This is a genomic window from Microtetraspora malaysiensis (genome assembly GCF_001528665.1).
GTDB lineage: Bacteria > Actinomycetota > Actinomycetes > Streptosporangiales > Streptosporangiaceae > Microtetraspora_A > Microtetraspora_A malaysiensis.
This window is the reverse complement of sequence record NZ_BBYJ01000025.1, coordinates 53322-77751: the sequence shown is the minus strand read 5'-3', so window position 1 is coordinate 77751 and position 24430 is coordinate 53322. Positions and strand designations below refer to the sequence as shown.

Sequence of the window (24430 nt, the reverse complement as noted above, 5' to 3'; positions counted from 1 at the left end):
GCATCTTGACGTGAGTCATGTGAGAGTTGACTCTCTATTACAGGAAATCACCTGTCACAGCGTGCGCACGAACAGCTTCGGAGCGTGATCAAAACCTGTCTGTCGTCAGGCGGCCAACCATTCACCGGAGGGGAATTCCGAATGAGCGTTGAGGAGCAGGTCCTGCACTACCCGATCCCGAATGACGCGGCGCTGGACCCGCCCGCGGAATGGGAGCGGCTCCGCAGCACGTGCCCGGTGGCCCACGTGACGCTGCCGAGCGGCGACCGCGCGACACTGCTGACCCGCTACGAGGACGTCAAGCAGGTGCTCGCCGACCCGCGCTTCACCCGCCAGCTCACCGCGCCTGACGCGGCCCGGCTATCGGCCGAGGGTGGGTTGTTCAACAACGAGATGTCGCAGATCATCCCCGACGGAGGCGAGGAGCACCAGCGCTGGCGGCGCCTGGTCGTCAAGTGGTTCACGGCCAGGCGCATGGCCGCCATGCGGCCCGCGATGACCCGGATCGCCGAAGACCTGATCGACGACATGGTCAAGCGTGGCGCACCCGGCGACCTCAGGGCCGACTTCGGCTTCCCGCTGCCGGTCTACGTCATCTGCGACATGCTCGGCGTGCCCGCCGCCGACCGCGACCGGTTCTCGTACTGGTCGGACACCCTGCTCAACCTCACCCGCTACAAGAAGGCCGAGACCGAGGCCGCCCAGGGTGAGTTCTTCCAGTACATGTCCGACCATGTCACGGCCAGGCGCCGCCAGTTGGGCGACGACCTGCTGAGCGAGCTGATCGCGGTGGGCGGCCCCGAAGACGGCGGCCTGACCGACCTCCAGATCCTGGTCACCGGCATGGCGCTGCTGGTGGCCGGACACGAGACCACCGCCAACATGATCGGCAAGATGGTCTCGATGCTGCTGGCCGACCGCGACCGGTGGGAGCGGCTGCTGGCCGACCCGTCGCTGATCCGCACGACGGTGGAGGAATCGCTGCGCTTCGACGCCAACTCCGGCTTCGGCCTGCCCCGCTACCTCCCCGAGGAGACCGAGGTCAGCGGCACGGTCCTGCCCCGCGGCACCACCGTGGTGTGCAGCATGGCCGCCGCCAACCGCGACGAGAGCGCCTTCGAGGCCGCCGACCAGATGGACCTGAGCCGCAGCCCGAACCCGCACCTGGCCTTCGGCGCCGGGGCTCACTCCTGCCTGGGGCAGGCGCTGGCCCGCACCGAACTGCAGGTCGTCCTGGAAGTGCTCCTGCGCAAGCTCCCGACCCTGGAACTGGCCGTGCCGGTCGAGGAACTGGAGCCGGTGGAGGGCCTGGCCGTCGGCGGCCTGCGCACCGTCCCGGTCCGCTGGTGAGCCGCCGCCGTACCCGTCCGACTGAGAGGAACCCGAGGTGAAGGTCACCGTCGACGAAGACAAGTGCTGCGGCGCCGGCCAGTGCGTGCTGCTCGCGCCGGAGGTGTTCGACCAGCGCGACGACGACGGCATCGTCACCCTGCTCGACCCCGAGCCCGGCGCGGACCGGCACGCCGCCGTCCGCGAGGCCGCCGCCGTCTGCCCCACGTCCGCCATCGAGCTGATCGAGTAGGTGTGACGAGAAGCCCGTAGACCTGCTGTGACGAGGCCGGTCGGGCGGCGAAGACCGGCCATCAGTCGATCTTGAGTGCCGTTGACGCAGCCCGCCGCCTCGCCACTTCGCGTACCGGCATTTCGCATGCCGAAACGTGAACCGTTGAGGGCCCAAGTCAGGCATGTCAGGTGCGACCTGCCGATCTCTCCGCCGCGGAACAGGTACGAGACGGCCCAGGGCCGCCGGGCGATGATTATGTTGGCGTCGCCGCCGAGGCCGCCGATAGGGTGATCCGGTGAGACTGACGCATTTCGGGCACGCCTGTGTGCGCGTCCAGGACGGCGACCGGGCGCTGGTGATCGATCCGGGCACCTTCTCCGACGCGGAGGCGGCGCTGCGCGGAGCCACGGCCGTGCTCATCTCCCACGAGCACCCCGACCACGTCGACATCGAGGCACTCAAGGCCGCCCGGGCGACCAACCCCGCGCTGACCGTCCACACCCATGCGGCGCTGGCCGCCGAGCTCGGCGAGGGAGCGGTCGCGGTCGCCTCGGGCGAGACCTTCACCGCCGCCGGCTTCACTGTGAAGGCCGTGGGCGGCGTACACGCTGAGGTCATCGACGGACTGCCCGGCTGCCCGAACCTCGGGTTCATCGCGGACGGCCTCTACCACCCGGGAGACTCCCTATTCGTCCCCACCGACGAGGTCGATACCCTGCTGATCCCGGCGGCCGGCCCCTGGCTGAAGATCGGCGAGGCCATCACCTTCGTCCGAGGCGTCCGGCCCGCCCGCGCGTTCCCGATCCACGACATCCAGCTCAGCAAGATCGGTCTGGAATATTTTGACGCGTGGCTTGAGGAAGAGACCGACTACGCCCGCATCCCGGTGGGCGATTCAGTCGATCTCTAGACCGCCGAGCTCGAGTGCCCTGTTACGTCACGGCTTGATGTGGGCCATCATCGACTGCCAGGGCGAGGCGTCGAACACCAGCATGATCGAGACGATCTTGCCGTTCTCCAGGCGGAAGTGCTCGGCCGTGCGCTGCGTGCCGGCCGGTGTCGCGGTGTGCACGTCATACACGAGGGTCGCCTCGGCTTCGCCGTACAGCTCACTGATGAGATCGACCCCGGTCACGATCGACACGAATCCCGGCAACGTCGCCAGATGCCCCGTCCGGTCGTCGGAGCTGATGAACGGACTCTGAAAATGGAACGGCTCTCCGAGGTGCGCCGCGGCCCCGGACGCGTCCCCGCGGAAGCGGGCCTCGTGATAGCCGCGTACGGCATGGCGGGTCTGCTCCTGAGCGGTCAGAGTCATGACTGTCCGTTCTGGCGAAGGTGGTCGGCGAGGCGCTGCTGGTTGGCGGCCATCCGCAGGCACAGATCTCGGAAGACGACCAGTTCTTCAGGGGTGAACCCCCGGAACATCGCCCGCATGGCGAGCTGTGACGGCTTGCGGAAGGCGTCGATCCACGCCTGCCCGGCGGGTGTGATCTCGGCCAGGACCGAACGGCGATCCTTCGGGTCGGGGACCCGGCGAACCAGCCCGTCACGCTCCAACGTGTCCACCAAGCCGGTGACGTTCCGCGAGCTGACCCCGCCGGCGCGGGCGAGCTCGCCGATGCTGATCCCCTGGTCGCTGCCGCTGAGCCGGATCAGCACGTCGAGAGCGCCCGCACTGACCCCTCTGCCCTCCGAGCCGTGGGCGCGCATGCGTTCAACGGCCTGATACGCGGTGCGGACGGCGGCGCTCGCCTCAAGGGCGAGCAGGTCCCCGTCACCACCGATGAACTGGGCCATCGCGGCCCTGGCCCGGGGGTCATAGAGGAAGCCGTCCGGGTCACGCTGAAAATTACCTACGTCCTTCATAGTAATTCTAGAGATTAGTACGTACTTCCAGATCTTGCCAACCGGTGCGCGGCACAGCGACGGTGTGCAGCACGTACCGCTCTGCGGCGACCGTCATGGCATGCTCCGCGAGCACGGCGCGCGGGCCGGCACAGTGCACGCCATCGCCGAGAGCTGATCAACCTCACTCCCCCTCCGGGGAGCCCGGCCACCCGTCGATCTGGAGGGTTCCGTCCCCCGCGCAGGTGCGCGAGGGCTTCCGGAGTCAGGGAGAACCGGGAGGAGATGCGGTGGCGTAGATGCGCAGAAAGGCGCGTACCCCGCCGGTGATGATCGCCCTGACCTTCTCTTCGGGGAGCGGGACGGCCCCGTAGAAGGTCTGCTGGTTGATGTCGGTGATGGTCAGGAGGGTGAGGTGGGCGGCGGCGCGATCGGCGTCGTCGATCTCCAGCAGGCCCTGGCCGGCGATCCGGCGCAGGTACGGCGCCAGGCGCAGGTGGCCGGTCTGCGGGCCGGCGTCTATCCATGCGCGCAGGATGGCCGGGGGGATGTGGGCGGCCTCCGCCTCGATGGTGCGCACGAGCGCGAAGTGGTCGGGGAAGGCGGTGACCGCCGCGACACGGTCGAGGGAGAAAGCGATCAGATCCTCCTCCAGATCGACGATCTTGTGGAGGTGACGGTCCATGATCTGCGCGATCGCGGCAGTGACCTCGTGGGCGCCTTCCAGCGCGACGGTCTCGAAGAGGTGCTGTTTGTCGGTGAAGTGGTTGTAGATCGTGCGCTTGGAGACACCGGCCTGGGCGGCGATCGTGTCGACGCCGGCGCGGGCGTAGCCGTCGCGACCGAACACTCTGCGGGCCGCGCGCATGATCGCCTGCCGCTTGTCCGGCCTGCCGTAGGGTTCGGTCTGGCGGCCGGTCATGGGCGTTCCTCCCGCAGGGAAACCACGTGGTGTCGATGCTGCTCCGGGCAGTTTACGAGTGTCCGGCAGGCCTTGCGGGCGAGCGCGTCGAGCAGCTCCCGCAGCAACTCGGCCGAGTGCGGATCGGTCACGACGTCGCCGATCAGGCGGGCGTCGCAGCCGAACACCACCACCTCGGGTTTGACGACCGTCTCGGCGCCGACGGCGGCCAGGATCTGGCGCAGGGCCAGTTGGGCGCGCACCGAGCCGAACGGACCCGGAGAGGCCCCCATGATGGCCACCGGCTTGCCGTGCAGCAGCCGGTCGGGCGCCGTGCTGATCCAGTCGATGGCGTTCTTCAGGGCGGCGGGCACCGAGGCGTTGTGCTCGGGAGTGGCGATCAGCAGCGCGTCGGCCGCGCCGACACGGGCGCGTAGCGCCGCGACCGGGGCGGGCGGCGTCGCGGTGTCGAGGTCCTGGCCGTAGAGAGGGAGCCGGCCGAGACCCTGGTGAATGTCGATCACGAGTCCGCCGGGGTTCAGCTTGCGGGCCGCGCACAGCAGGGCGGTGTTGAAGGAGCCGGCGCGCAGGCTGCCGGACAGGGCGAGAACGTTGAGCTCGTTCATCAGATACCTCCGAGGAAACCTCCGGCCTTCAGGCGGAGGAGGAATCGGACGACATCAAAGTAAACCAAGAAGTATAAGGCTTGCACTAGTGAGTGTACTTTGACGGAGTGAGCAACCGGACTTCTCCCACCGAACGTTTTTCCGTCCTGTGGCTGGCGCTACTGGCCACGCCGACCTCACTGAGCGCCAACACCACGACCACCGTCATCCCCGACCTGGCACGTGACCTGGGCGTATCCACCGCCGACGCGACCTGGGCCGCCACCGCCTTCGGCTGGGGCGCCGCCATCGGCACCCCGTTGGTCACCGGACTGCTGCGGCGCTACGGGCTCTACACCGCCGTAGTGGTGCACGCCGTCCTCGTCGCCGGCGGAACCTTGTTGGTGGTCACCGCTCCCGTGCTGTCAGTACTGCTCGCCGGGCGGACCGCGCAGGCCGTCGGCGGCGGTGGCCTGGTGACGGTCGCCATCGTGCTGGCCGGCACGTCCAGCCGGACGGGCGCCGTCAGCGCGGGCGTCGGCCTGGTCGGCGCTTTCGGTCCGCTGGCCGGCTCCACGCTGTCGGCGGTTTCCTGGCGCCTTCCGCTCTGTCTGTCACTCGCCGCGCTGCCGGCCGTGCCCGCCGTCCTGCGCCGTGCCCGCCTTCACTCCGGTGTCGGCGACACCTCGCGCACGGACATCCCGGGAATCGCCCTGGTGGTGGGACTCGTCAGCGCCCTGATCCTGCTCCCGCGCTCCGCGCCGCACGCATTGGTGGCCGCGGCAATGCTGGGCGCCCTGCTGATCTGGCACGTACGCCGCCACCCCGACGGATTCGTCCCGCGGCCGATCGTGCGGTCACGCGTGTTCCTCGCCGCGGCCGCGGCCGCGTGCGCACTGTCGACCTCCTACTTCGCGATCCTGTACACGGCACCGCGCACGATGGAGGAGCACTGGACCGTCGGCCACACCGGCATGGCGATGCTGGCCGGCCTCGCCGGCGGTTCCTTGGGCTCACTGCTGTTCACCCGGCGCACCACGCGAATCGGTACGCGGACGACGCAAGGAGTCTTGCTGATCAGTGGCGTACTGGCCGTGATCCTGTCCGTCCGCACTCCCTGGCCGCTGAGCGCCGCGGCGGCAGTCGCGTGTGCGGTGTTCGCAGCCACGGCGGCGATGGCCTGGTACGCGGCGCGCGTCGGCGCCCTGATGCCGGCCTCCTACCGGCAGGCCGCCGTGGGTCTGTTCACCCTGGCCTACCAGCTCGGTGGCGCCTTCGGCCCCGCGCTGGCCACCTTACTGATCATCTGAAGCACTCACCTCGCCGCCCTCTCGCCGGTCTCGTCCGGCAGGCTGCCGGCGTAAGCAGGAGGCAGGTTCTTGGGCAGTGAGAGCCCGCCTCCTGCTCGCAGCTGTGCCTCAACCCGAGGATGGGAGATCGCCATCGGCGGGGCGGTTGCATTGAGGCCAGAACCCGGACGGTCGCCGACGTTCTTGCCGTCGCCGGACGCGGCCAGGATCACCCAACGGGAAATTGCTTTCGCACCTTGACCGGATCGGGATGTCGGAAATCCTCATCTTCCGGGCAGGAGGATTTTCCCAGGAACAATCAGGCCGGATCGCCATCACCGTCCGGAGGGAACCAGGCTTGGAGGTTCTGCGGGTTGATCGGCAGTGAGATATGTTCGTGCGTGATCAGCCATCTGCCGCCCGACCGTCGGCAACAAACGGACGACCGAACCCAGATCGCGGTGTCGAGCCCGTTCTTGCGTTTGCCACTGTCCAGGTGAATCATGTGCGCGAACGCGACATCCGCGCTCGTCGCAATGGTCAGGTCGTGTGTCTCGAGTCCGATGGGGCCGTCGAATCCATCGAACCAGCGTACAAAGTTACGGCGAACCTCATCGAATCCCGCGAACTGGAGCGGGGGGACGACGTCGTAATAAACGATGTCGGGAGAATAGAGCTCCATGAGTCGATCGATGTCCTTTGTCTGACAGGCGGCGACTCGCCTCTCCAAGAGCGCCCTAACTTCAGCATCGCTCACAGTCATTACATCCTCCGTTCAGAGAATCCGGCCGCAACCGGCTCGCCCGGCGACGGTCCAGGTGGTCTCAACAGTCCGACAACGCAGCCCATCAAAATGTGAGGCGGCGCACCGGCCGCACAGCTCGGCGCGTCGGCTCGGACCACGCTGCAGGAGCCGGACAAGCCGCCACCAGGCGACCTCGACGACCAGGACCAGACCGACGAGCCGTCAGCCGGATGGGCGGAGTCCGGCGAACATGATGTCGAGGGTTCTTCGGCGCAGGTCGTGATCCCAGCCGCCCTGCAGGGCGCCCTGGCAGGCGCTGGTCAGCAGGGCCATTGTCTCGTCGAGGCGGATCTCCGGGCGGATCGCGCCGACGCCCTGTCCCCGCGCCAGCAACTCCCCCACCGCGTCACCGAGCGAGCCGAGCGGGCCGGTGATCGACACTTCCATGCCCTCGGCGGCGAGCAGGATCACGACCGTCCGGTTCGCCGCCGTACGCTCCACGAGTCGCGCAAAGAAATCGAACAGGGCGGTCGCCGGGTCTCCGTGCGCGATGAGATCCGCGGCGTCATCCGTGACCTGCTGCAGCAACCGCTTCATCAGCGCCCGCAAAAGGTCGGCCTTCGTGGGGAAGTGCCGGAACACGGTGCCGACCGCCACGCCCGCGCGCCGCGCCACCTCCTCTGTCGACGCGTGCGGCCCACCGTCGGCGAACACCTCCTCCGCCGCTGTCAGAATCCGTGCGCGGTTGCGTTGCGCGTCCGCGCGCATCGGCCGATCCTGCTCCCTGGACAAGATGAGTCACCACTCACTATCGTCGTTCATGAGTCGTCACTCATCTTAGGGAGTCGGGCGCCATGCAGATCACGCCACGGGAGATGTTCCAGCGGATGCGGCAGCAGTGGCTCAGTCATTCCACCGCACTGACCGGCGACGACCTGGCCGACGACGTGATCATCGAGACCCCTTTCGCTCGGCCTGGCGGGCCGACCAGGTTCGAAGGCAAACGGCAGTTCCTGGAGTTCGCGAATCCGCGGCGTGCCGCGTTCCCGGTCCGCTTCGACAGGTGCCGCGCCACCGCCGTCCACGACACGCAAGATCCGGAAACGATCATCGTGGAGTACGAGCTGACCGGCACATCGACGAAGACGAACCGGCAGTCCACGGCCGCTTTCATCGGAGTTCTCACGGTGCACGACGGCAAGGTCGTCCTCTGGCGCGAGTACCAGGACACCTTGGCCATCATGCAAGCCATCGGATAGGCGGCTCGCTGGACCCTCGCTTCGGCTCCTCCCAGCTCATCGAGCTGCCGTTCCCCAACCGGCGCGCTACCGCCGACCTGCTGATCGCCACCTATCTCAACCAGGTGCGGGTCCCGGCCCACGCGATGTTCGTGCTGGATACCTCAGGCTCGATGCGGGGTGACCGGCTCGAGGCGCTGTGGCAGGCGCTCGTCGCGCTGACCGGGGCGGACGCCCGCGCGGCTACGCCCTGGCGCGGCGGAGCGACCGCAAGCGCAGTGCGCACGAGGAACTGCTCGCCCGGATCGCGCTCCTGGACGCCCAGATGCGCAAGGTCGCCGACACGATCCACCGCGGTGACGAGCAGGCCCTGCGCGATCAGGGTCGTTTCCTCCAGGACCGGTTCGGCGGCTCGGACCTCGACCTCTCGATCTGACATCCTCCCCCTCTCATGAACGAACCCACTGCTAGACCGGCGGGAGAATCGAGCCCCGGTTCAGGGACGGCGGGCGGCCCAGGCGGTGCGGACGGCCCGCACGGTCAGGTCGCGGCGGTTCCGGAGGGAGGCGGGGTGGTCGTCCGCCAGCAGACGGTCGAGCGTGTCGAGGTCGTCGGCGGCCAGGCGGTCGCCGAGGGCGGAGCGGAACCTGTTCAGGACGGCGTGCCCGTAGCGCCGGGCGCTCGGCGACGCCGGGCCGGCCTCGGCGGTGAAGCTGTGCTGCGCGACCACGGCGAACCCGGCCGCCTCCAGGTGGGGCCGCCAGTCCGGGTGCGCGTTCCAGCCCGCCCGGGCCGCCGCCTCGTGGCAGCGCGCTTCCAGGCCGGGACGGCCCAGGCCGATGTCGTCGGGCAGGAAGCGCGGCAGGGCGTCCATCTCGATGACCGCCAGCAGGCCGCCGGGGTTCAGCGCCGCGCGGATGTCGCGGAGCACCCGGTCCGGGTCGGCGACATGGTGCAGCGACGACGCCGCCCAGGCGACGTCGAGAGCGCCGATCGGAGGCCAGCCGGCGTCCAGATCGGCCCGCACGACGCTCAGCCGATCACCCACCCCCTGCTCGTACGCCGCCGCGCGGAGGCGGTCGAGCATCACCGGCGACTGGTCGATCGCGACGATCTCCGCCACCGTGAAGGCCCGGGCCAGCGCCAGGCCGCCGGCTCCGGTGCCGGCACCCACGTCGGCGACCTTCCGCGGCGCCTCGGGGGCGTGCCGTCGGACCCAGTCGGTCACCTCGTCCAGGTACGAGCTGAACACCTGCGCGTCCAGGTCGAGCATGTCCGCCAGTCCGGACTCGTCGGGGTGCGCGTGATGGTGATGAGCGTGCTGTTTCATGGCTTCACGCTAAGCGTCCCATGCGCCCAAGACATACAGTCTTGCCTATGGAGCAAGAATTCGACCTGGACGGCGTGGTGCGGCAGCGCATCCGCGGTCTGCGACTGGCGCGCGGCTGGTCGTTGGACGCCCTCGCCGCACGCTGCCATCTCAGCCCGTCCAACCTGAGCCGCATCGAGACCGGGCACCGCAGGATCGCCCTCGACCAGCTGGTCCCCATCGCCCGGGCCCTGGACACCACGCTCGACCAGCTCGTCGAGTCCGCCGACGACGAGGACGTGGTGATCCGGCCGCATCCGTGTCACACCCCCGGGATGACGAGCTGGCTCCTGTCCCGCGAACGCTCCCTCAACGGCGTGACCGTGGCGAAGATGCGCATCACCCCCGACCGGCCCATGGACGCCGAGCACCTCAAGGTGCATCCCGGACGCGAGTGGTTCACCGTGCTGTCCGGCACGGCCCTCCTGCGTCTGGGCGAGCGCACGATCCTGGTCCAGGCGGGCGACGCCGCCGAGTTCTCGACCATGACCCCGCACGCCATCGGCGCCCACGAGGGCCCCGTCGAGATCCTCACCATCCTCGACCACAACGGAGAGCGCACCCACCTGCACGCCACCGGCGACGCTTCACACCCGTGAGCGGACGCCGCGCGAATCTCGGGTCCGGCTTTCGGCCATCGGGCCGCTCCCCCGCAGGCCACCGGCGACCCGAGAGGCGCGAGCCGCAACACGGCGCCGGCTAGGCCATGCCGAGGCCCGTGTTCAGCGACATGGCCTCGATCGACTCCAGGACGATCGCCCGCATCGCCGTCTCGGCCTCGCGCGACTGCCCGAGCTGTACGGCCTCGGCCACGTCGCCGTGCAGCCGGATCGCGGCGGTCTCCGGCTCGGCGGGCATCAGGTTGTGATGGGTGCGGCCGGCCAGGACCTCGGCCACGACCTGGGCCAGACTGGAGAACATCTCGTTGCCGGACGCCTCCAGGATCGTGCGATGGAAGGTGATGTCGTGCTCCAGGTAGGCGTCGAGGTCGCCGCGTTTCGCCGTCACCGACATGCCGATCACGGCGGACGTGAGCGTGCCGCACTGCTCCGGGGTGCAGCGGGTCGCCGCGAGTGAGGCGGCGACCGGCTCGATGCCGCAGCGAAGCTGGCTCAGGGATTCGAGCTGGGCCATGCGGTCGGGGCCGGCCAGCCGCCAGCGGATGATCCGCGGGTCGAACAGGTTCCACTGCGAGCGCGGCAGCACGGTGACGCCGATGCGCCGCCGGCTCGCCACGAGCTGCATCGACTCCAGCACGCGCACGGCTTCGCGCATGACCGTGCGCGACACCCCGAGGCTCTCCTCGAGCCGCTCGATCCGCAACACCTCGCCCTCGGGGGTCTCTCCGGAGACGATCGCCGGCCCGAGCTGGTCGAGCACGCGATCGTGCAGCCCTCCGGAGCGGTCGCTCGGCTGTCTGTCCGGCACGCCGGGCATGCGTCCGCCTCTCATAAGTATGCTTTTTTCCCTGATGTCTTGCCTTGGATCATACTTTTACTTCAAGATGCTCAGACATCATCTCATCGGGGACCAGATCACGTGAGTTCTTCATTTTTCGTAGCACCTTTGGTTGTCGTCATGGGCGTGACAGGTGCCGGCAAGACGACCGTGGGACGCGCCCTCGCCGAGGCGCTCGGCTCCGACTACGCCGACGCCGACGCGTTCCACAGCGAGGACAACGTCGCCAAGATGAGCGCCGGCGAGCCGCTCGACGATGCCGACCGCGGGCCCTGGCTGCGGGCGGTCGGCGACTGGCTCGCCGCACGCGACACGGCCGGCGGCGTGGTGTCCTGCTCGGCGCTCAAGCGGACCTACCGCGACGCCCTGCGCGAGCGCGGCCCGGGCGTGTGGTTCCTCCACCTGGCCGGCCCCCCGGACGTCGCGGCCGCCCGGGTCGGCGAGCGTGAGGGGCACTTCATGCCGGTCTCCCTGGTCACCGCGCAGTACGCCGCGCTCGAACCGCTCACGAACGACGAACCCGGGCTCACCGTCGAGTTCGTCCTGCCCCCGGAGCAGATCGTCGAGCGGGCGCTGCGCGCCCTCGCCGAAATCCAGGCCGAATCCTCCAAGGAGGTCATATGAGCAGCTCCGCCACCCGGCACGCCGTCACATCCGCGGGCCGGGCGGGCGCCGGTGACGGGACCGGCTCCGTCGATCTCCGTTCGGTCCGCAAGTCCTTCGGCGGTGTGACCGTCGTCCAGGACCTCGACCTGTCGGTGAACCCCGGGGAGTTCCTCTCCCTGCTCGGCCCCTCAGGATGCGGCAAAACGACCACGCTGCGCATGCTCGCCGGCTTCGAGCAGCCCGACAGCGGTGAGGTCCTCATCTCGGGCGCCGCCGTGCAGCACCTGCCGCCGCACAAGCGCGACGTCAACACCGTGTTCCAGTCCTACGCCCTCTTTCCGCACATGACCGTCGCGGCGAACATCGCGTACGGGCTGCGCCAGCGGCGCGGGATCGATCGGGCGGAGATCCGGTCCCGGGTGTCCGAGGCGCTCGACATGGTGCAGATGACGCGTTTCGCCGACCGCAAGCCGAACCGGCTGTCCGGGGGCCAGCAGCAGCGCGTCGCGCTCGCCCGCGCCCTGGTCAACCGGCCCAGCGTGCTGCTCCTCGACGAGCCGCTCGCCGCCCTCGACCGCAAGCTCCGCGAGGACATGCAGGTCGAGCTCAAGCTCCTGCAGAACCGCCTCGGCACGACGTTCGTCTTCGTCACCCACGACCAGGAGGAAGCTCTGTCGATGAGCGACCGGGTCGCGGTGATGCTGAACGGCCGGATCGAGCAGATCGCCGACCCCTACACCGTGTACGAGCGGCCGGCCACGGCGTTCGTCGCCGGATTCATCGGCCAGCAGAACTTCTTCGACGGCACCGTCGCCGACGGAGGCCGCGTGATCGAGATCGACGGTGGAACGGTCCTTCTCGCCGAACCGGTGACGACGCCGGGCTCCGGAGCCGCCGCGGTGCGCGTCGCCGTACGGCCCGAGGCCGTCGCCGTGACCGAGGCGGCGCCGACCGAGCCTGACGGCTCGGCCAACGCCCTGCCCGGCACGGTCGCCGCGGTCTCCCTGCTCGGCGACGTCCTGCAGTACGTCGTCCACGCCGACGCGGGCCACGAACTGCTGGCCCGCGTGCCGCGCCGCCAGGCCGGCCGCCTCGCCGAGGGCGCCCGGGTCCGGTGCTCCTGGGCCCCCTCCGACGTCCACGTCTTCCCCGCCGAAGCCACACCCCGTGCCCCGATTGGAAGCGCCAAGTGAACCACCACGACCACACTCCCCGCCTTCTCGCACCCGCGGCGCGGGTCGCCGGTCTCCCCCGCCGCACCTTCCTCGCCGGGCTCGCCGCCGCTGCCAGCGTGCCTCTGCTCGCCGCCTGCGGCGGCTCGAAGGGCTCGGGCGGCTCCGGCTCGGCCGCCGCCGAACTGCGCGCCTACTCCTGGAGCGCGTACGACGACCCGAAGGTGCTGGCGGACTTCGCCGCGAAGTACGGCCCCAAGGTGCTCGTCGACTCCTACAGCTCCAATGAGGAGATGATCGCGAAGCTGGCGGCGGCCAAGGGGACGAGCGGCTACGACATCGTCATCCCGACCGGCGTCTTCGTCCCGCAGATGGCGGCGAACGGCCTGCTTCAGGAGCTCGACCACGCCAAGCTGCCCAATCTCGCCAACCTGGACAAGGCGTTCCAGAACCAGGAATGGGACCAGGGCAACAAGTACACCGTGACGAAGTACTGGGGAACCACCGGCTTCGTCTACGACACCAGGGTCGTCAAGCGCGACCTGAAGACCTGGGACGACTTCTTCGACGCCGCCCAGAAGGAGGCCAGCGGCAAGACTTCGCTGGTCGACGACCCGGGCGAGATCTGCGCCATGCTGTGCTTCGCCCGAGGGTGGCACCAGAGCACGACCGACAAGGCCCAGCTCGACCAGATCGAGACGTTCCTCGTCGACACCCTCGCCCGGCACATCGCCGCGTTCGACTCCTCGCCCGGCAGCAGCGCGATCCCGCAGGGCACGCACGCCCTCATGCACTGCTGGAACGGCGACGCCCGGCGCGGCATCCTCGCGAGCGGCGACCAGGACCGCTGGAAGTGGGTCCTTCCCGGCCCGAAGACCAACCTCTGGATGGACAACTGGGCGATCGTGAAGGGCAGCGCGAACGCCGACGCCGCGCACGAGCTCATCAACTACGTGCTCGACCCGGCCGTGGCGGTCAAGCAGGTGGACTTCGTCGGCTACGGCAGCGGCGTCACCGGCAGCGAGGAGGAGGCGAAGAAGCTCAAGCTCGGCCTGATCGACATGATCTTCCCGTCCGCCGAGCAGCTCACCACGATGTACACCGGCGTCATCAACGAGGGCCAGGAGCGGCGGATGGCCATCGTCAACAGGATGAAGGCCAAGGCCGGCGCATGAGCTCCGACCGCCGCGGTCCGCGCGCGGCGTGGCGAGCGGCCCCGTCGGGGCTGCTCACCACGCCCGCCCTGGCGTGGATCGCCCTGTTCTTCGTGGCCCCGGTCGGGCTGGTGTTCTGGTATTCCCTCGGCCGCAAGCCGGGGCTGTACCAGACCCACGCCAACGACGTGCTGACGCTGGACCGCTACCGGGAGGCGCTCGGCGACACGTTCCTGACCAGCTTCGCCGGGACCCTGCGCATCGGCCTGGCCGGCACCGCGCTCTGCCTGGCGATCGGCCTGCCCTTCGCGTACTGGCTGGCGGTCAAGGTGCGGCCGCACCGGCGCTTCGTCGTGCTGGCCCTGGTGCTCGTGCCGTTCTGGACCAACTTCCTGATCCGCACGATCGGGTGGCAGGTCGTGCTGTCGCCCGAGGGGTTCGCCTCCCACGCGATGCAGAGCCTCGGGCTGATCGACACGCCGTTCTCGATGCTGTTCACCCGGGGCGCGGTGCTGCTGGGCGTCGTCTACAACTACCTGCCCATGATGATCCTCCCGCTGTACGTCGCCCTTGACCGGGTCGACGGCTCGCTGCGCGAGGCGAGCAAGGACCTCGGCGCCAACCGGTGGCGTACGGCGCTGCAGGTCACGCTGCCGCTGGCCCGGCCGGGCATCGCCGCCGGGCTGCTGCTCGTGTTCATCCCGTTGATGGGCGACTACGTCACGGCGGCCGTCCTCGGCGGCGCGCGCGGCAACATGGTCGGCCAGCTCGTCGCCAGCCAGTTCCAGCAGGCGCAGAACTGGGCGCTCGGCTCCGCGATGGCGGTCGTGCTGATCGTCGTCATCGCCCTGACGATCCTCGCCACGGCCGCGGCCGGCGCGGCCTGCACCTGGCTGCTCACCCACCGGCGGCGGCGCGAGCTCGCCGGGATCGCGGAAGGGAGCCCCGCATGAGAGCGCGGCCGATCGTGGACCGGGTCCTGAGCGTGTGGGGCCTGCTTGTGATCGCGTTCCTCTTCACGCCGATCGCCGTCATCGTCGTCTACTCCTTCAACCGAGGACGGCTGCTGGCGTCCTGGGAGGGGTTCGGCTTCGACGCGTACGCCGCGGCGCTGTCCAACGACGACATCCTCTCCGCCGTGTCCGTGTCGGTGCGCGCGGCGGCGGGTGCGGCCCTGATCGCCGTCGTGCTCGGCACCCTGTCCGGGTACGCGCTGGCCCGCCACCCGGGCGGGCGGATCGGGCGGCTGGTCACCGCGCTGCTGGCGCTGGTCCTGGTGACGCCGGAGATCGTCTCCGGTGTGGCGCTGCTCCCGTGGTTCGTCTCGCTGGGGGTGGACCACGACCTGACCCTGTTCAACAGTGGCTGGGTCCGCCTCGTGGTCGCCCACTCGCTGTTCGCGACGGCGGTGGTGACGTTCCTCGTCCGCGCCCGGATGCAGGGCATGGACTCCTCGCTGGAGGAGGCGGCGGCCGACCTGTACACCCCTCCCATGCGCCGCTTCCGCCTGGTCACCCTGCCGCTGCTGCTGCCGTCCGTGCTGGCCGGGGCGCTGATGGCGTTCACGCTGAGCCTCGACAACACGATCATCTCGGCGTTCGTGCAGGTCTCCGGCTCGACGCCGTGGCCGGTGTACGTGTTCAGCGCGGTGCGCGCGGGACTGCGCCCCGAGCTGGCGGCGATGTCGGCGGTGATGCTGCTGCTGACCCTGGCCGCGCTCGCCGCCATGGCGCTGGTGCTGCGGCGTGCCGGCGGCTCCAAGGAGGCGGTCGACGCCCTGTCCGGCGTCCGCTGATCCTTTCCCAGCCCTATCCTCCGCAGAAAGCGAGATGTGTACCCCGATGGCGGGAAACCTGTTGATCCGCAACGCCCACCTGCCGCTGGCCGACCGGGAGGCCGCGTCCTGGTCGATCCGTGTCTCCGGCGGCCGGATCGCCGAGGTCGTCCCGGTGGACGCCGGAGTTCCCGAGGTCCCGGCCGGCACGGAGACGGTGGACGCGGAGGGACGCTCCGTCCTGCCCGCCTTCGCCGACTCCCACGTCCACGTGCCCGAGTCCGGCGTCGAGCTGCTGCGTTGCGACCTCACCTCCTGCGAGAGCCGGGACGAGGTGCTGCGCGCGGTCGCCGACTACGCCCGCGCCCACCCGGGTGAGGAGTGGATCCTCGGCCGCGGCTGGGCGCTGCCCCACTTCGCCGAGCGTCCTCCGACCCGGCAGGAGCTCGACGCCGTCTGCGGCGGGCGTCCCGTCTACCTGGCGAACCGCGACGGACACAGCGCCTGGGTCAGCACGGCGGCGCTCGACCGGGTGGCGCCCGAGCTGCTGCGGAACCCGCCGCCCGGCGGCCGGGTGGACCGCGACGCCGACGGCACGCCCACCGGGCTGCTGCACGAGTCGGCCATGCAGCTCGTCTCCGACCTGGTCCCGCCGGTGGGCGCGGAGGACCTGCGGCGCGGCCTGCTGGAGGCGCAGCGGCGGATGTTCTCCTACGGCGTGACGTCGTGGCAGGACGCCATCGTCGGGCCGTTCGTCCCCACGACCGACATCTACGACGTCTACCGGCGGGCCGCCGCCGACGGCAGCCTGCGCGCCCGGGTCACCGGCGCGCTGTGGTGGCCGCGCGACGCCTCGGAGGGCACGCTCGCCGAGCTGGTCGAGCAGCGGCGCGGCTGCCCGCCGGACTCCCGGTTCGCCTGCACCGCCATCAAGATCATGTACGACGGGGTGTGCGAGACCCACACGGCCGCGCTCTCGCGCCCGTACGTCGGCGTGGCGGGCGCGGGAACCGGGCTGACCTTCTTCGACCACGCCGACCTGGGCCGGGCGGTGCCGGAGATGGACGCCGCCGGGTTCGACCTGCACTTCCACGCCATCGGCGACCGCGCGGTCAGCGAATGCCTCGACCTGGTGGAGGCGGCGCACCGCGCCAACGGCCCGCGCGACCGGCGGCACCAGCTCGCGCACCTGCAGATCGCGGACGACCGCAGCGTGGCGCGCATGGCCGCGCTCGACGTCATCGCGAACGTCCAGCCGTACTGGGCCCAGGCCGACCCGCAGATGCTCGACATGACGATCCCGTACCTGCCGGGCGAGCTGGCGGCGCTGCAGTACCGCTTCGGCACGATGGAGAAGGCGGGCGTGCGGGTGGCTTTCGGCAGCGACTGGCCGGTGAGCACACCGAACCCGATGGACTGGATCCACGTCGCGGTCAACCGGAGCCACCCGGGCGAGCCGGACGCCCCTCTGTTCGCGCCGGAGGAGGCGATGAGCCTGCGCACGGCGCTGCGGGCCGCCACGGCGGGCTCCGCGTACGCGCTGCGCCGCGAACACGAGGCGGGCACGCTGGAGCCGGGCGCCCGCGCGGACGTCGTGATCCTGGACCGCCGTCTCGACGAGACCGCGCTCGACGAGATCAGCCGGGTCCGGGTGGACCTGACGCTGGTCGACGGCGAGTCCGTCTGGACGCGCTGACCACGCCGAAGCGGTTTCACCGGCTCGCGGCGAGCCGCCGGGTGTGCTCCTCCCAGGCCGCGACGAGCCGGTCCACCGCCGACTCCAGCGTCCGCGGCGACTCGGCGAAGGACAGCCGGACGCCGTCGTGGTGGCCGCCGTCGACGCAGGCGGTGGCCCCGGAGGCCACGATCACCCCGTAGCGCGCGGCCAGGTGGGTGAAGGTCTCGCTCTCGGTGACCGGCAGGACGGCCCACGCCGACAACCCGGCCCGCGGGCCGCCGACCCGCCAGGCGGGGAGCTGGCGTGCCAGCAGTTCCAGCAGCAGATCGCGGCGGTCACGCAGCGCCGCGCGCAGCCCCTCCCTCCAGCCGGCGTCGGCGGCCGGGAGCAGGCGGGCCGCGATGATCTGGGCGGGGACGCCCGGGGCGAGATCGCTCGCCGACCGCAGCCGCAGCAGGTGGTCGCGCAGCGGGGCCGGCGCGCGGACCCAGCCGACGCGCAGGCCCGCCCATAACATCTTCGACAGGGAGCCGATCGCGATCACCGAGTCGTCCGCCGCCGCCAGGGGCGCCGCCGGCCGTCCGTCCGGGTCGAGGTCCAGCCCGGCCTGGGAGAGGTCCTCCACGATGAGCGCGCCGTGCCGCCGTGCCGTGCGGAGGAGCGAGTCGCGGCGGGCGGCGCCGAGGAACGCGCCGGTCGGGTCGTGCCCGGCCGAGTCCACGTAGACCAGCGGTTCGCGCGCCTGCGCGGCCGCCCGCTCCACCGCGTGCGCGTCCACGCCGAGCGGGTCCACCGGCACCCCGACGAGGCGGCCGCCGCGCGCCGCCGCGACCGCCGAGAACCCCGGATGCGCCGGACAGCCCGCGATCACCGTACGCCCGGGGGCGACGAGCGCGGCGACCACCAGGGACAGGGCGTGCCGGGCGCCGGAGGTGACGATGAGCTGCTCGGCCGTGGTCGGCAGGCCGAGCCCGGTGAGGTGGTCGGCGAGCGCGGCGCGCAGCTCGGGCAGCCCCGCCGGGTGCAGGCCGTGCCTGTACGACGCGAGGTCGGGCGAGCCCTGCGGGAGCAGGCCGCCCTCGACATTTGGCAGGTGGTCCACCCCGGCGGGCACCGACAGGGACAAATCGATGACATCGCCGGAGTGGGCCGAGCCGTCGTGGGCCAGCCTGCGCCGCAGGAGCGCGGAGGCGGCGTTCTCCACCGGGGCCTGGGTCCACGCGGGTCGCGGGCGAACGTAGGTGCCCGCCCCCTGGCGGCGCTCCACGAGACCTGCGTCGGCCAGCTCGTCGTAGGCGCGGACGAGCGTGCCGCGGCTGACACCGAGCGCGTCGGCGAGGGGCCGCTCGGCCGGCAGGCGGGTCCGGGCGCCGACCAGCCGCCGCTCCATCGCCTCCGCGAGGGCCGCGGCGATCCGCCGGTAGCGGGGGCCGCTCCGCTCCCGCCACCCATCGAGGGCGATCCGCACCCACCATCGGAAATCCTGGTCCATTGTCCAAAATTGGCACTGTTATCCGAGTCCGGCAACGTACAGGCTGGTCGGCGCCGCGTACCCGCGCGGCTGGAAGGAGACGTCCATGGGTCCGAGCCCCACGCTCGCCCGCCGGTTCTGGGAGGCGATCGAGCCGATCCACGCCGTCGCCTACTTCACCCCGGAGCCGGCCGAGGCCGCCGCGGCCGTCGGCCTGCGCGGCTGGTGGATGGGCTACTTCGCCGGACGGCTCGCCCCGGTCGGAGCGGTGGACGCGGCCACCGGGGCGGCGCTGTCCTTCGCCTTCTCACCGGCGAAGGTGGCGCGGGCTGTGCCGGACGCGTGGGCTCTGGCCGACCCGGGCACGGTGCTCGCCACCCGCCTCGAGGCGGTGCGCGCCGCCGTCGCGCGCGTCCTGCCGCCCGTCGGCGGCGAGGAGCTCGGACGCCTGGTCGAGCTGCTCGAACGCGCCGTCGCCGGGTGCGGCTTCGAGGGGCGGGCCCTGGCCGCCGCCTGGTCGCGGGTGCCGCGCCCCGCCGACCTGGTCGGACGGCTCTGGCTCGCCGCCACGGTCCTGCGCGAGCACCGCGGCGACGGTCACGTCGTCGCGGTGGTCCACGCCGGACTCACCGGCATCGAGGCCGGCCTCACCCATGTGGCGACCGGGAACGTCTCCAGGGAGCTGATCCAGAAGAGCCGGGGCTGGACCGACCCCGAATGGGACGAGGCCCGGCGCCGGCTGGTGGCCCGCGGGCTGCTGGATCGCGACTCCCGGCTCACCAAGACCGGCGGCGCCCTGCGGCGCGAGATCGAGAGCGCCACCGACAGGCTGGCCGCCGGACCCGTCACCACGCTCGGGGAGACCGGCGTCGAGGAGGCCATCCGGCTGGCCGCGCCGATCAGCCGGTACCTCGTCGACACCCGCGTCATCCCCGTGCCCAACCCGATCGGAGCGCCTCGCCCATGACACCGCCGACAACGCCGACCACCGTTCTGGCTTCCCGTGAGGGCGGCGTGACCACGATCACGATCGACCGCCCGGACAAGCTCAACGCGTTGAACTACGCCACCATCGACGCGCTGATGAGTGTCCTCGACCAGGTCGAGGCCGACGAGGAGACCCGGGCCGTGATCCTCACGGGATCGGGACGGCGCGCTTTCAGCGCGGGCGCCGACATCGGCGACCTCGCCGCCAGCATCGCCGGAGGCGTCGACCAGGCGCTCCGTGACGTCGTACGCAGGGGGCAGGGACTCACCCGCAGGATCGAGACCTTCCCCAAGCCGATCATCGTCGCGGTCAACGGCCTCGCCTACGGCGGCGGCTGCGAGATCACCGAGGCGGCGCCGCTCGCCGTCGCCGCCGAGCACGCCACCTTCGCCAAGCCGGAGATCACGCTGGGCTTCCCGCCGCCGTTCGGCGGTTCGCAGCGGCTCCCCCGCCTCGCCGGGCGCAAGCGCGCCCTGGAGATGATCCTCACCGGCGACCCCATCGACGCGCGGCGCGCGTACGAGCTGGGGCTGGTCAACCGGGTCGTCCCGGCCGACGACCTGATCGGCGCGGCGCGGGAGCTGGCGGAGCGGATTCTCCGCCACGCCCCCTCGGCGGTGAGCGCGTGCCTGGCCGCGGTGACGCGGGGCGTCAACGTGCCGATCGACGAGGGCCTCGCCGTCGAGGCGTCCTGGTTCGCGGTCACCGTGCCCACGGACGGCGTGGCCTTGGGACTGCGCCGCTTCCTCGACCGGCCACGCGGATAGCCGACGCCGATAAGAAGTGGCGGCTTTCCGCAGGTCAGGACCGTAGGCTGCTGGCCTGTGACGCGCGATTTCAGGTCGGGAAGCGGTCTACCCGGAGCACCGCGACCTCGCCCTGTGGGTCGAGCACGACGTAGGTCGCCGAGATGCCTTTGTAGTCCCAGACGTACATGTTGCTGGTTGAGCTGAGTTTGCGGCCGTTGCCGGGGGTCAGCCGGAGGACTTCGTAGATCTCCAGCAGGACATTGATCTCGGCGTCGGACAGGTCGTCGATTTGGGCTTCGGCAACGTCGCTGCCCAGTCGGATGGTGTACACCTACCGCTGGATTCCGCGGCGGGCGAGCACCTCGGCCAGTGTCGGGCCCGCCGTACGCGCACCGGACTGCAGTTGCTCGGCCTCTCGGTGCATCCGCTGCCAGCCGGCCGGATCAGCGGCGGCGCGGGTGGCGATGCGCCACCACGCGGACAGGAAGTCATCCAGCGCCGCCAGGTTGACGACAGGCGCGTGGGTGATCTCTTCGAGTTCGGCGTCGAACGCGGCGACGTTGGCCGGGGGCAGGGACGCGCGCACGGCGGTGAAGGTCCGCTCAACTTGCGGACAGGGACTGTCGTGCCGCTGAACGGTCATGACGACGCCTTACCTCCTGCCTGGGCCACATGTCATCTCAGCTTATCGAGCGGGCCAGACAGAACGTGGCACTCCCAGGATGCCTGTTCCGCTCCCTTTGAAACGGAACACCTTGACGCGCTCGACCACCCGATCGCGCGAACCGGACATTCCGGCAACGCCTTGCAGTTCTTCGCCCACCACCTCGGACAAGGGTGGCCGCCTTCCAGTGCATGACCCGCCGGCCGGGGACGGGACCCGGCCAGCGCGTTCGCACCGTTCCAGCACGCTTGATCTGTCAGGTCTAGCCGACCGTCTGGAACTTGACCTCGGGGTACTTCGGTGAGCGGCCGTCGAGCAGCGGCTGCGCGCGACCGCGCAGGTGCCGGTCGAAGAACGCCGAGACGTACGTGCGGGTGACGTCCACGGCGCGAACTCCCGTCAGCGCTCCGGCGGGCATGCCGAGCTGCTCCTCCAGCGCCGGATAGTCGGTGAAGGACTCGTGCCCGGCGCCGGTGACGGCCGCCCAGCGCTTCCAGCCGGTCAGCCGGGGCCAGTTGTCCCGCCAGGACCGCTCCTCGTCCGGGCTTCCCGGGGTGAAGGTGTCCGCGGCGCCGAAGAGCAGGAACGGCCGGGCCAGCCCGGGGGCCGCGATCGGGGCGATGAACGCGCCGTCCATGTTCACGCCGGCGTCGATCCTGGGGTCGTCCCGCATGGCCTGGGCGGCGCTGTTGCCGCCGATGGAGTGGCCGGCCATGCCGATCCTGGACGCGTCGATCAGCCCGGGCGGGCCCCACGCGGGGCGGGGGCCGGTGAGCCGGTCGATCACGAACGAGACGTCGGCCGAGCGGATCGCCGGGACGCGTCCGGGGGAATCCTCGATGTCGCACGCCGTGCACGTGGTGGTGCGGCCGTCGGGGAAGGTGGTCGCCCTCGACTCGTAGGTGTGGTCGATCGCGGCGACCGCGTAGCCCCGGCTGGCGAGGTCTTCGCCGAGCGAGGTGAGCGACGAGCGGGGCAGGCCGAAGCCCGGGGAGAGGACGACCAGCGGCAGCCCGGTCCGCGACGGCGCCGCGCCGGTCACCGCGTGCGTTTTGATCCGGCTCAGCAGGTCGGTGGGCACGCCTTCGGCCTCCAGCCCGGCGAGCAGCAGCGCCGACTCGGCGGGCGTCACGTACCGCGCCCGGACGCCTGTCTTCGCGCGCGCCGGGTACCACAGCGTGACCATCAGCTCGCGCCGCCGGGCGGGTGTCCACGGGTCGGCGCGGGAGGAGTCGACCAGGTGCAGGGTCGCGGTCCCGAGCGGGTACGGGCCCGTCGGCGCGAGGAGGACCGGCGCCGGCGGGGCGGGCGCGGAGGCGTGCGCGGGGGCCGCCAGGGGCCCGAGCGCGACGGAGGCGGCGACCACGCCGCTGAGCAGGAGTTTGATCATGCGGTGAACCTAGCCCCGGCCCGCGCCGCCGGGTTTGTGGTCGTACGCCAAAGATTCCCGGCCGCCCGTCGTCGCGGACGCCAAAACGCGCTGCGCAACTTTGCATCGGCGGCCAAAAGGCGGGCCGTCGCACGTCGTGATACTGGAAAACATGCATCTTGAGCTGGTAGAAAACGAGATTTCCGGGCTGGTCAAGCCGGGTGACCCCGGGCTCGCGGTGGGGGTGTACGCCGACGGCTCCGCGCGGCGGACCGCGGCCACGGGCGCGGCGTGCGTGGAGTTCGGCGTCCCGATCGACGCCCGCACCCGCTTCGACATCGCCTCGGCCAGCAAGCAGTTCACCGCCGCGTGCGTCCTGCTGCTGGCGCGGGACGGCGCGCTGAGCCTGGACGACGACGTCAGGACGCACGTGCCCGAGCTGGCCCTCGACGTCCCCGTCACGCTGCGGCAGTGCCTGCAGCACACCGGCGGCCTGCCGGAGTGGTACGCGCTGCAGGCGCTCACCGGCGTGCCGCTGGCGGAGATGACCGAGGAGCGGCTGCTCAGGATGGTCTCCGGCATCCGCGCGACGACCTTCCCCCCGGGCACCGACTTCAGCTACTCCAACACCGGCTACATCCTGTCCGCCGTCGTGGTCTCCCGGGTCACCGGCACGTCCCTCGCCGCGTTCGCCCGTGAGCGGATCTTCTCCCCGCTCGGCATGGACGACAGCGTGTTCCGGGACGACGCGGCGGCGGCGCTGCCGCGGCTGGCCTACGGCTACGCCAACGCCGACGGCGAGCCCCGGCGGGCCGACACCCAGGAGAGCGCCGTCGGCGACGGCGGCCTGGCGACCAGCGTGAGCGAGCTCGCCGCCTGGTTCGGTTTCCTGGCCGACGGGCGGGTGCTCGGCGCGGACCTGCGCGACGCGCTGCTCGACCGGGCCGTGCTCGCCGACGGCACCGTCCTGCCGTACGCCTTCGGGATCTATCACACCGAGGTGGCGGGCCGTCCCGCGTACGCGCACGCCGGAGGCATGCACGGGTACCTGTCCAACCTGCTCTACCTGCCGGACCCCGGCTTCGGCGTCGCGGTGCTGTCGAACCAGACCGCGATCGACCCGGTCAAGCTGTCCGACCGCCTCGCCCGCGTCCTGCTCGGCGAGCCGCCGGTCGCCGAGCAACCGCCCGCCGCCGAGCCCATGCCGGTCCCCGCCGGGCACTGGCACGACCCGGCGGGCGACGACACCCTCACCGTCGGCGAGGGTACGGACGGTGCGATCGAGCTGGTCGTCGGCGGCGTGCCCGTCACGTTCACCCCCCGCGCGGACGGCCGCTGGCACGGCACGGGCGACGCGGACGGAGCCTGGCTGGCCAAGGAGGGCGACCGGCTGCTGCTGGGCAGCGCCTCGCCGGCCCGGCGTCCGGTGGCGTACGTGCCGTGCGACCCGCCGGGCACGGAGCCGCTGCCGGACGGCGTGTACCTCAGCGAGGAGTTGGGCGTTCTGGCCACGGTGCGGGACGGCGAGCTGAGCGTCGGGACCGAGCTGCGGCTGCCGGTCGAGCCCGCGCCCGCGGGAACGTGGCGGGCGGGGCCGTTCACGCTCCGCCCGGATCAGGAGGACCTGCTGCTCAGCGGCGTCGCGCTGCGCCGGATGCGCTTCACCGGCCAGCCGGAGGGCACCCGGCCGGTGGGCTTCCCGCGCTGAGGGCCGGCGATCGGCGATTGGCCTGGAGGACGAGCGCGGGGCGGCCGGTTTTGGCTGCGGCGTCAGTGAACGCGGGACGT

28 protein-coding genes are annotated in these 24430 nt (G+C 71.2%); 16 read left to right on the top strand and 12 right to left on the bottom strand.

The annotated features are described in order from the left end of the window. The first annotated feature begins 141 nt into the window (after nucleotides 1-141). The 3 genes from AWQ71_RS30105 (at nucleotide 142) to AWQ71_RS30095 (ending at nucleotide 2474) form a co-directional block, all read left to right on the top strand. Entirely contained in the window at nucleotides 142-1350 is a 1209-nt protein-coding gene (locus tag AWQ71_RS30105; protein WP_067139248.1) for a cytochrome P450, read from the top strand. A gap of 37 nt (nucleotides 1351-1387) precedes the next feature. Beyond that, nucleotides 1388-1582 carry a ferredoxin gene (locus tag AWQ71_RS30100; protein ID WP_067139245.1) on the top strand — a complete coding sequence of 65 codons (195 nt, stop codon included), beginning with the start codon at nucleotides 1388-1390 and terminating at the stop codon, nucleotides 1580-1582. Between the two features lie 277 nt (nucleotides 1583-1859). Continuing rightward, on the top strand, nucleotides 1860-2474 hold the full coding sequence (locus tag AWQ71_RS30095) for an MBL fold metallo-hydrolase (RefSeq protein ID WP_067139243.1): 615 nt from the start codon (nucleotides 1860-1862) through the stop codon (nucleotides 2472-2474). Between the two features lie 27 nt (nucleotides 2475-2501). On the opposite strand, the gene AWQ71_RS30090 is transcribed toward AWQ71_RS30095, so the two are convergent. From AWQ71_RS30090 to AWQ71_RS30075, 4 genes are all read right to left on the bottom strand, one after another. Then, a complete protein-coding gene (locus AWQ71_RS30090) occupies nucleotides 2502-2882 on the bottom strand; it encodes a hypothetical protein (RefSeq protein WP_218002022.1) in 381 nt (126 codons plus the stop codon). Next, a complete protein-coding gene (locus AWQ71_RS30085; protein ID WP_067139240.1) occupies nucleotides 2879-3433 on the bottom strand; it encodes a MarR family winged helix-turn-helix transcriptional regulator in 555 nt (184 codons plus the stop codon). The genes AWQ71_RS30090 and AWQ71_RS30085 overlap by 4 nt, the downstream gene beginning before the upstream one ends. Nucleotides 3434-3677: 244 nt before the next feature. Continuing rightward, nucleotides 3678-4334 (bottom strand): TetR/AcrR family transcriptional regulator, encoded by a 657-nt coding sequence (locus tag AWQ71_RS30080; RefSeq protein ID WP_067139236.1) that lies wholly within the window; start codon nucleotides 4332-4334, stop codon nucleotides 3678-3680. Next, the gene (locus AWQ71_RS30075) at nucleotides 4331-4939 is read right to left on the bottom strand and encodes an NADPH-dependent FMN reductase (RefSeq protein WP_067139233.1); all 609 of its coding nucleotides are present in this window, start codon (nucleotides 4937-4939) and stop codon (nucleotides 4331-4333) included. The genes AWQ71_RS30080 and AWQ71_RS30075 overlap by 4 nt, the downstream gene beginning before the upstream one ends. A gap of 107 nt (nucleotides 4940-5046) precedes the next feature. On the opposite strand from AWQ71_RS30075, the gene AWQ71_RS30070 reads away from it, so the two are divergent. After that, nucleotides 5047-6228, top strand: coding sequence for an MFS transporter (locus tag AWQ71_RS30070; protein WP_067139230.1), 1182 nt, complete (start codon nucleotides 5047-5049; stop codon nucleotides 6226-6228). Between the two features lie 298 nt (nucleotides 6229-6526). Here the strand turns inward: AWQ71_RS30070 and AWQ71_RS30065 are convergent, their stop codons facing one another. After that, nucleotides 6527-6970 carry a YybH family protein gene (locus tag AWQ71_RS30065; RefSeq protein WP_067139227.1) on the bottom strand — a complete coding sequence of 148 codons (444 nt, stop codon included), beginning with the start codon at nucleotides 6968-6970 and terminating at the stop codon, nucleotides 6527-6529. Between the two features lie 204 nt (nucleotides 6971-7174). Then, nucleotides 7175-7720, bottom strand: coding sequence for a TetR/AcrR family transcriptional regulator (locus AWQ71_RS30060; RefSeq protein WP_067139225.1), 546 nt, complete (start codon nucleotides 7718-7720; stop codon nucleotides 7175-7177). 86 nt (nucleotides 7721-7806) lie between these two features. Here AWQ71_RS30060 and AWQ71_RS30055 point away from each other — a divergent pair, with 86 nt between their 5' ends. Together AWQ71_RS30055 and AWQ71_RS30050 are read left to right on the top strand one after the other, a co-directional pair. Then, nucleotides 7807-8211 carry a nuclear transport factor 2 family protein gene (locus AWQ71_RS30055; RefSeq protein ID WP_218002021.1) on the top strand — a complete coding sequence of 135 codons (405 nt, stop codon included), beginning with the start codon at nucleotides 7807-7809 and terminating at the stop codon, nucleotides 8209-8211. A 178-nt stretch (nucleotides 8212-8389) separates the two neighbouring features. Beyond that, entirely contained in the window at nucleotides 8390-8626 is a 237-nt protein-coding gene (locus AWQ71_RS30050; RefSeq protein WP_067139222.1) for a hypothetical protein, read from the top strand. A gap of 60 nt (nucleotides 8627-8686) precedes the next feature. Here the strand turns inward: AWQ71_RS30050 and AWQ71_RS30045 are convergent, their stop codons facing one another. Further along, nucleotides 8687-9520: a class I SAM-dependent methyltransferase gene (locus AWQ71_RS30045; protein ID WP_067139220.1), complete on the bottom strand. Its 834-nt coding sequence runs from the start codon at nucleotides 9518-9520 to the stop codon at nucleotides 8687-8689. A gap of 47 nt (nucleotides 9521-9567) precedes the next feature. Here AWQ71_RS30045 and AWQ71_RS30040 point away from each other — a divergent pair, with 47 nt between their 5' ends. Beyond that, entirely contained in the window at nucleotides 9568-10158 is a 591-nt protein-coding gene (locus AWQ71_RS30040) for a helix-turn-helix domain-containing protein (protein ID WP_067139217.1), read from the top strand. 100 nt (nucleotides 10159-10258) lie between these two features. Here the strand turns inward: AWQ71_RS30040 and AWQ71_RS30035 are convergent, their stop codons facing one another. Next, nucleotides 10259-10996, bottom strand: a complete 738-nt coding sequence (locus AWQ71_RS30035) for a FadR/GntR family transcriptional regulator (protein WP_067139214.1) — start codon at nucleotides 10994-10996, stop codon at nucleotides 10259-10261. A gap of 141 nt (nucleotides 10997-11137) precedes the next feature. Between AWQ71_RS30035 and AWQ71_RS30030 the strand changes: the two genes are divergently transcribed. The 6 genes from AWQ71_RS30030 to AWQ71_RS30005 are packed head-to-tail and all read left to right on the top strand — an operon-like array spanning nucleotide 11138 to nucleotide 17419. Beyond that, complete coding sequence (locus AWQ71_RS30030; RefSeq protein ID WP_067139211.1) at nucleotides 11138-11641, top strand: gluconokinase; 504 nt, start codon at nucleotides 11138-11140, stop codon at nucleotides 11639-11641. Next, nucleotides 11638-12816 carry an ABC transporter ATP-binding protein gene (locus AWQ71_RS30025; RefSeq protein ID WP_067139208.1) on the top strand — a complete coding sequence of 393 codons (1179 nt, stop codon included), beginning with the start codon at nucleotides 11638-11640 and terminating at the stop codon, nucleotides 12814-12816. Before AWQ71_RS30030 ends, AWQ71_RS30025 begins: the two co-directional genes overlap by 4 nt. Then, nucleotides 12813-13970 carry a polyamine ABC transporter substrate-binding protein gene (locus tag AWQ71_RS30020; RefSeq protein WP_067139205.1) on the top strand — a complete coding sequence of 386 codons (1158 nt, stop codon included), beginning with the start codon at nucleotides 12813-12815 and terminating at the stop codon, nucleotides 13968-13970. The genes AWQ71_RS30025 and AWQ71_RS30020 overlap by 4 nt, the downstream gene beginning before the upstream one ends. After that, complete coding sequence (locus AWQ71_RS30015) at nucleotides 13967-14902, top strand: ABC transporter permease (RefSeq protein ID WP_084259443.1); 936 nt, start codon at nucleotides 13967-13969, stop codon at nucleotides 14900-14902. The genes AWQ71_RS30020 and AWQ71_RS30015 overlap by 4 nt, the downstream gene beginning before the upstream one ends. Next, a complete protein-coding gene (locus tag AWQ71_RS30010; protein WP_067139203.1) occupies nucleotides 14899-15744 on the top strand; it encodes an ABC transporter permease in 846 nt (281 codons plus the stop codon). The genes AWQ71_RS30015 and AWQ71_RS30010 overlap by 4 nt, the downstream gene beginning before the upstream one ends. Before the next feature lie 46 nt (nucleotides 15745-15790). Further along, nucleotides 15791-17419, top strand: coding sequence for an amidohydrolase (locus tag AWQ71_RS30005; protein ID WP_067139200.1), 1629 nt, complete (start codon nucleotides 15791-15793; stop codon nucleotides 17417-17419). Between the two features lie 16 nt (nucleotides 17420-17435). Here the strand turns inward: AWQ71_RS30005 and AWQ71_RS30000 are convergent, their stop codons facing one another. Further along, nucleotides 17436-18893 (bottom strand): aminotransferase-like domain-containing protein, encoded by a 1458-nt coding sequence (locus AWQ71_RS30000; protein WP_067139197.1) that lies wholly within the window; start codon nucleotides 18891-18893, stop codon nucleotides 17436-17438. Between the two features lie 85 nt (nucleotides 18894-18978). Between AWQ71_RS30000 and AWQ71_RS29995 the strand changes: the two genes are divergently transcribed. Continuing rightward, nucleotides 18979-19839, top strand: a complete 861-nt coding sequence (locus AWQ71_RS29995) for an SCO6745 family protein (RefSeq protein WP_067139194.1) — start codon at nucleotides 18979-18981, stop codon at nucleotides 19837-19839. After that, complete coding sequence (locus AWQ71_RS29990; RefSeq protein ID WP_067139192.1) at nucleotides 19836-20627, top strand: crotonase/enoyl-CoA hydratase family protein; 792 nt, start codon at nucleotides 19836-19838, stop codon at nucleotides 20625-20627. The genes AWQ71_RS29995 and AWQ71_RS29990 overlap by 4 nt, the downstream gene beginning before the upstream one ends. 70 nt (nucleotides 20628-20697) lie before the next feature. Here the strand turns inward: AWQ71_RS29990 and AWQ71_RS29985 are convergent, their stop codons facing one another. The 3 genes from AWQ71_RS29985 to AWQ71_RS29975 all read right to left on the bottom strand — a co-directional run bounded on the left by AWQ71_RS29985 (nucleotide 20698) and on the right by AWQ71_RS29975 (nucleotide 22663). Then, on the bottom strand, nucleotides 20698-20940 hold the full coding sequence (locus AWQ71_RS29985; protein ID WP_067139189.1) for a hypothetical protein: 243 nt from the start codon (nucleotides 20938-20940) through the stop codon (nucleotides 20698-20700). Then, nucleotides 20941-21252, bottom strand: coding sequence for a DUF6247 family protein (locus AWQ71_RS29980; RefSeq protein ID WP_067139186.1), 312 nt, complete (start codon nucleotides 21250-21252; stop codon nucleotides 20941-20943). Nucleotides 21253-21535: 283 nt separating this feature from the next. Further along, on the bottom strand, nucleotides 21536-22663 hold the full coding sequence (locus tag AWQ71_RS29975; RefSeq protein ID WP_067139183.1) for an alpha/beta hydrolase family protein: 1128 nt from the start codon (nucleotides 22661-22663) through the stop codon (nucleotides 21536-21538). Nucleotides 22664-22814: 151 nt separating this feature from the next. Here AWQ71_RS29975 and AWQ71_RS29970 point away from each other — a divergent pair, with 151 nt between their 5' ends. Further along, complete coding sequence (locus tag AWQ71_RS29970) at nucleotides 22815-24350, top strand: serine hydrolase domain-containing protein (protein ID WP_067139180.1); 1536 nt, start codon at nucleotides 22815-22817, stop codon at nucleotides 24348-24350. Nucleotides 24351-24430: the final 80 nt, after the last annotated feature.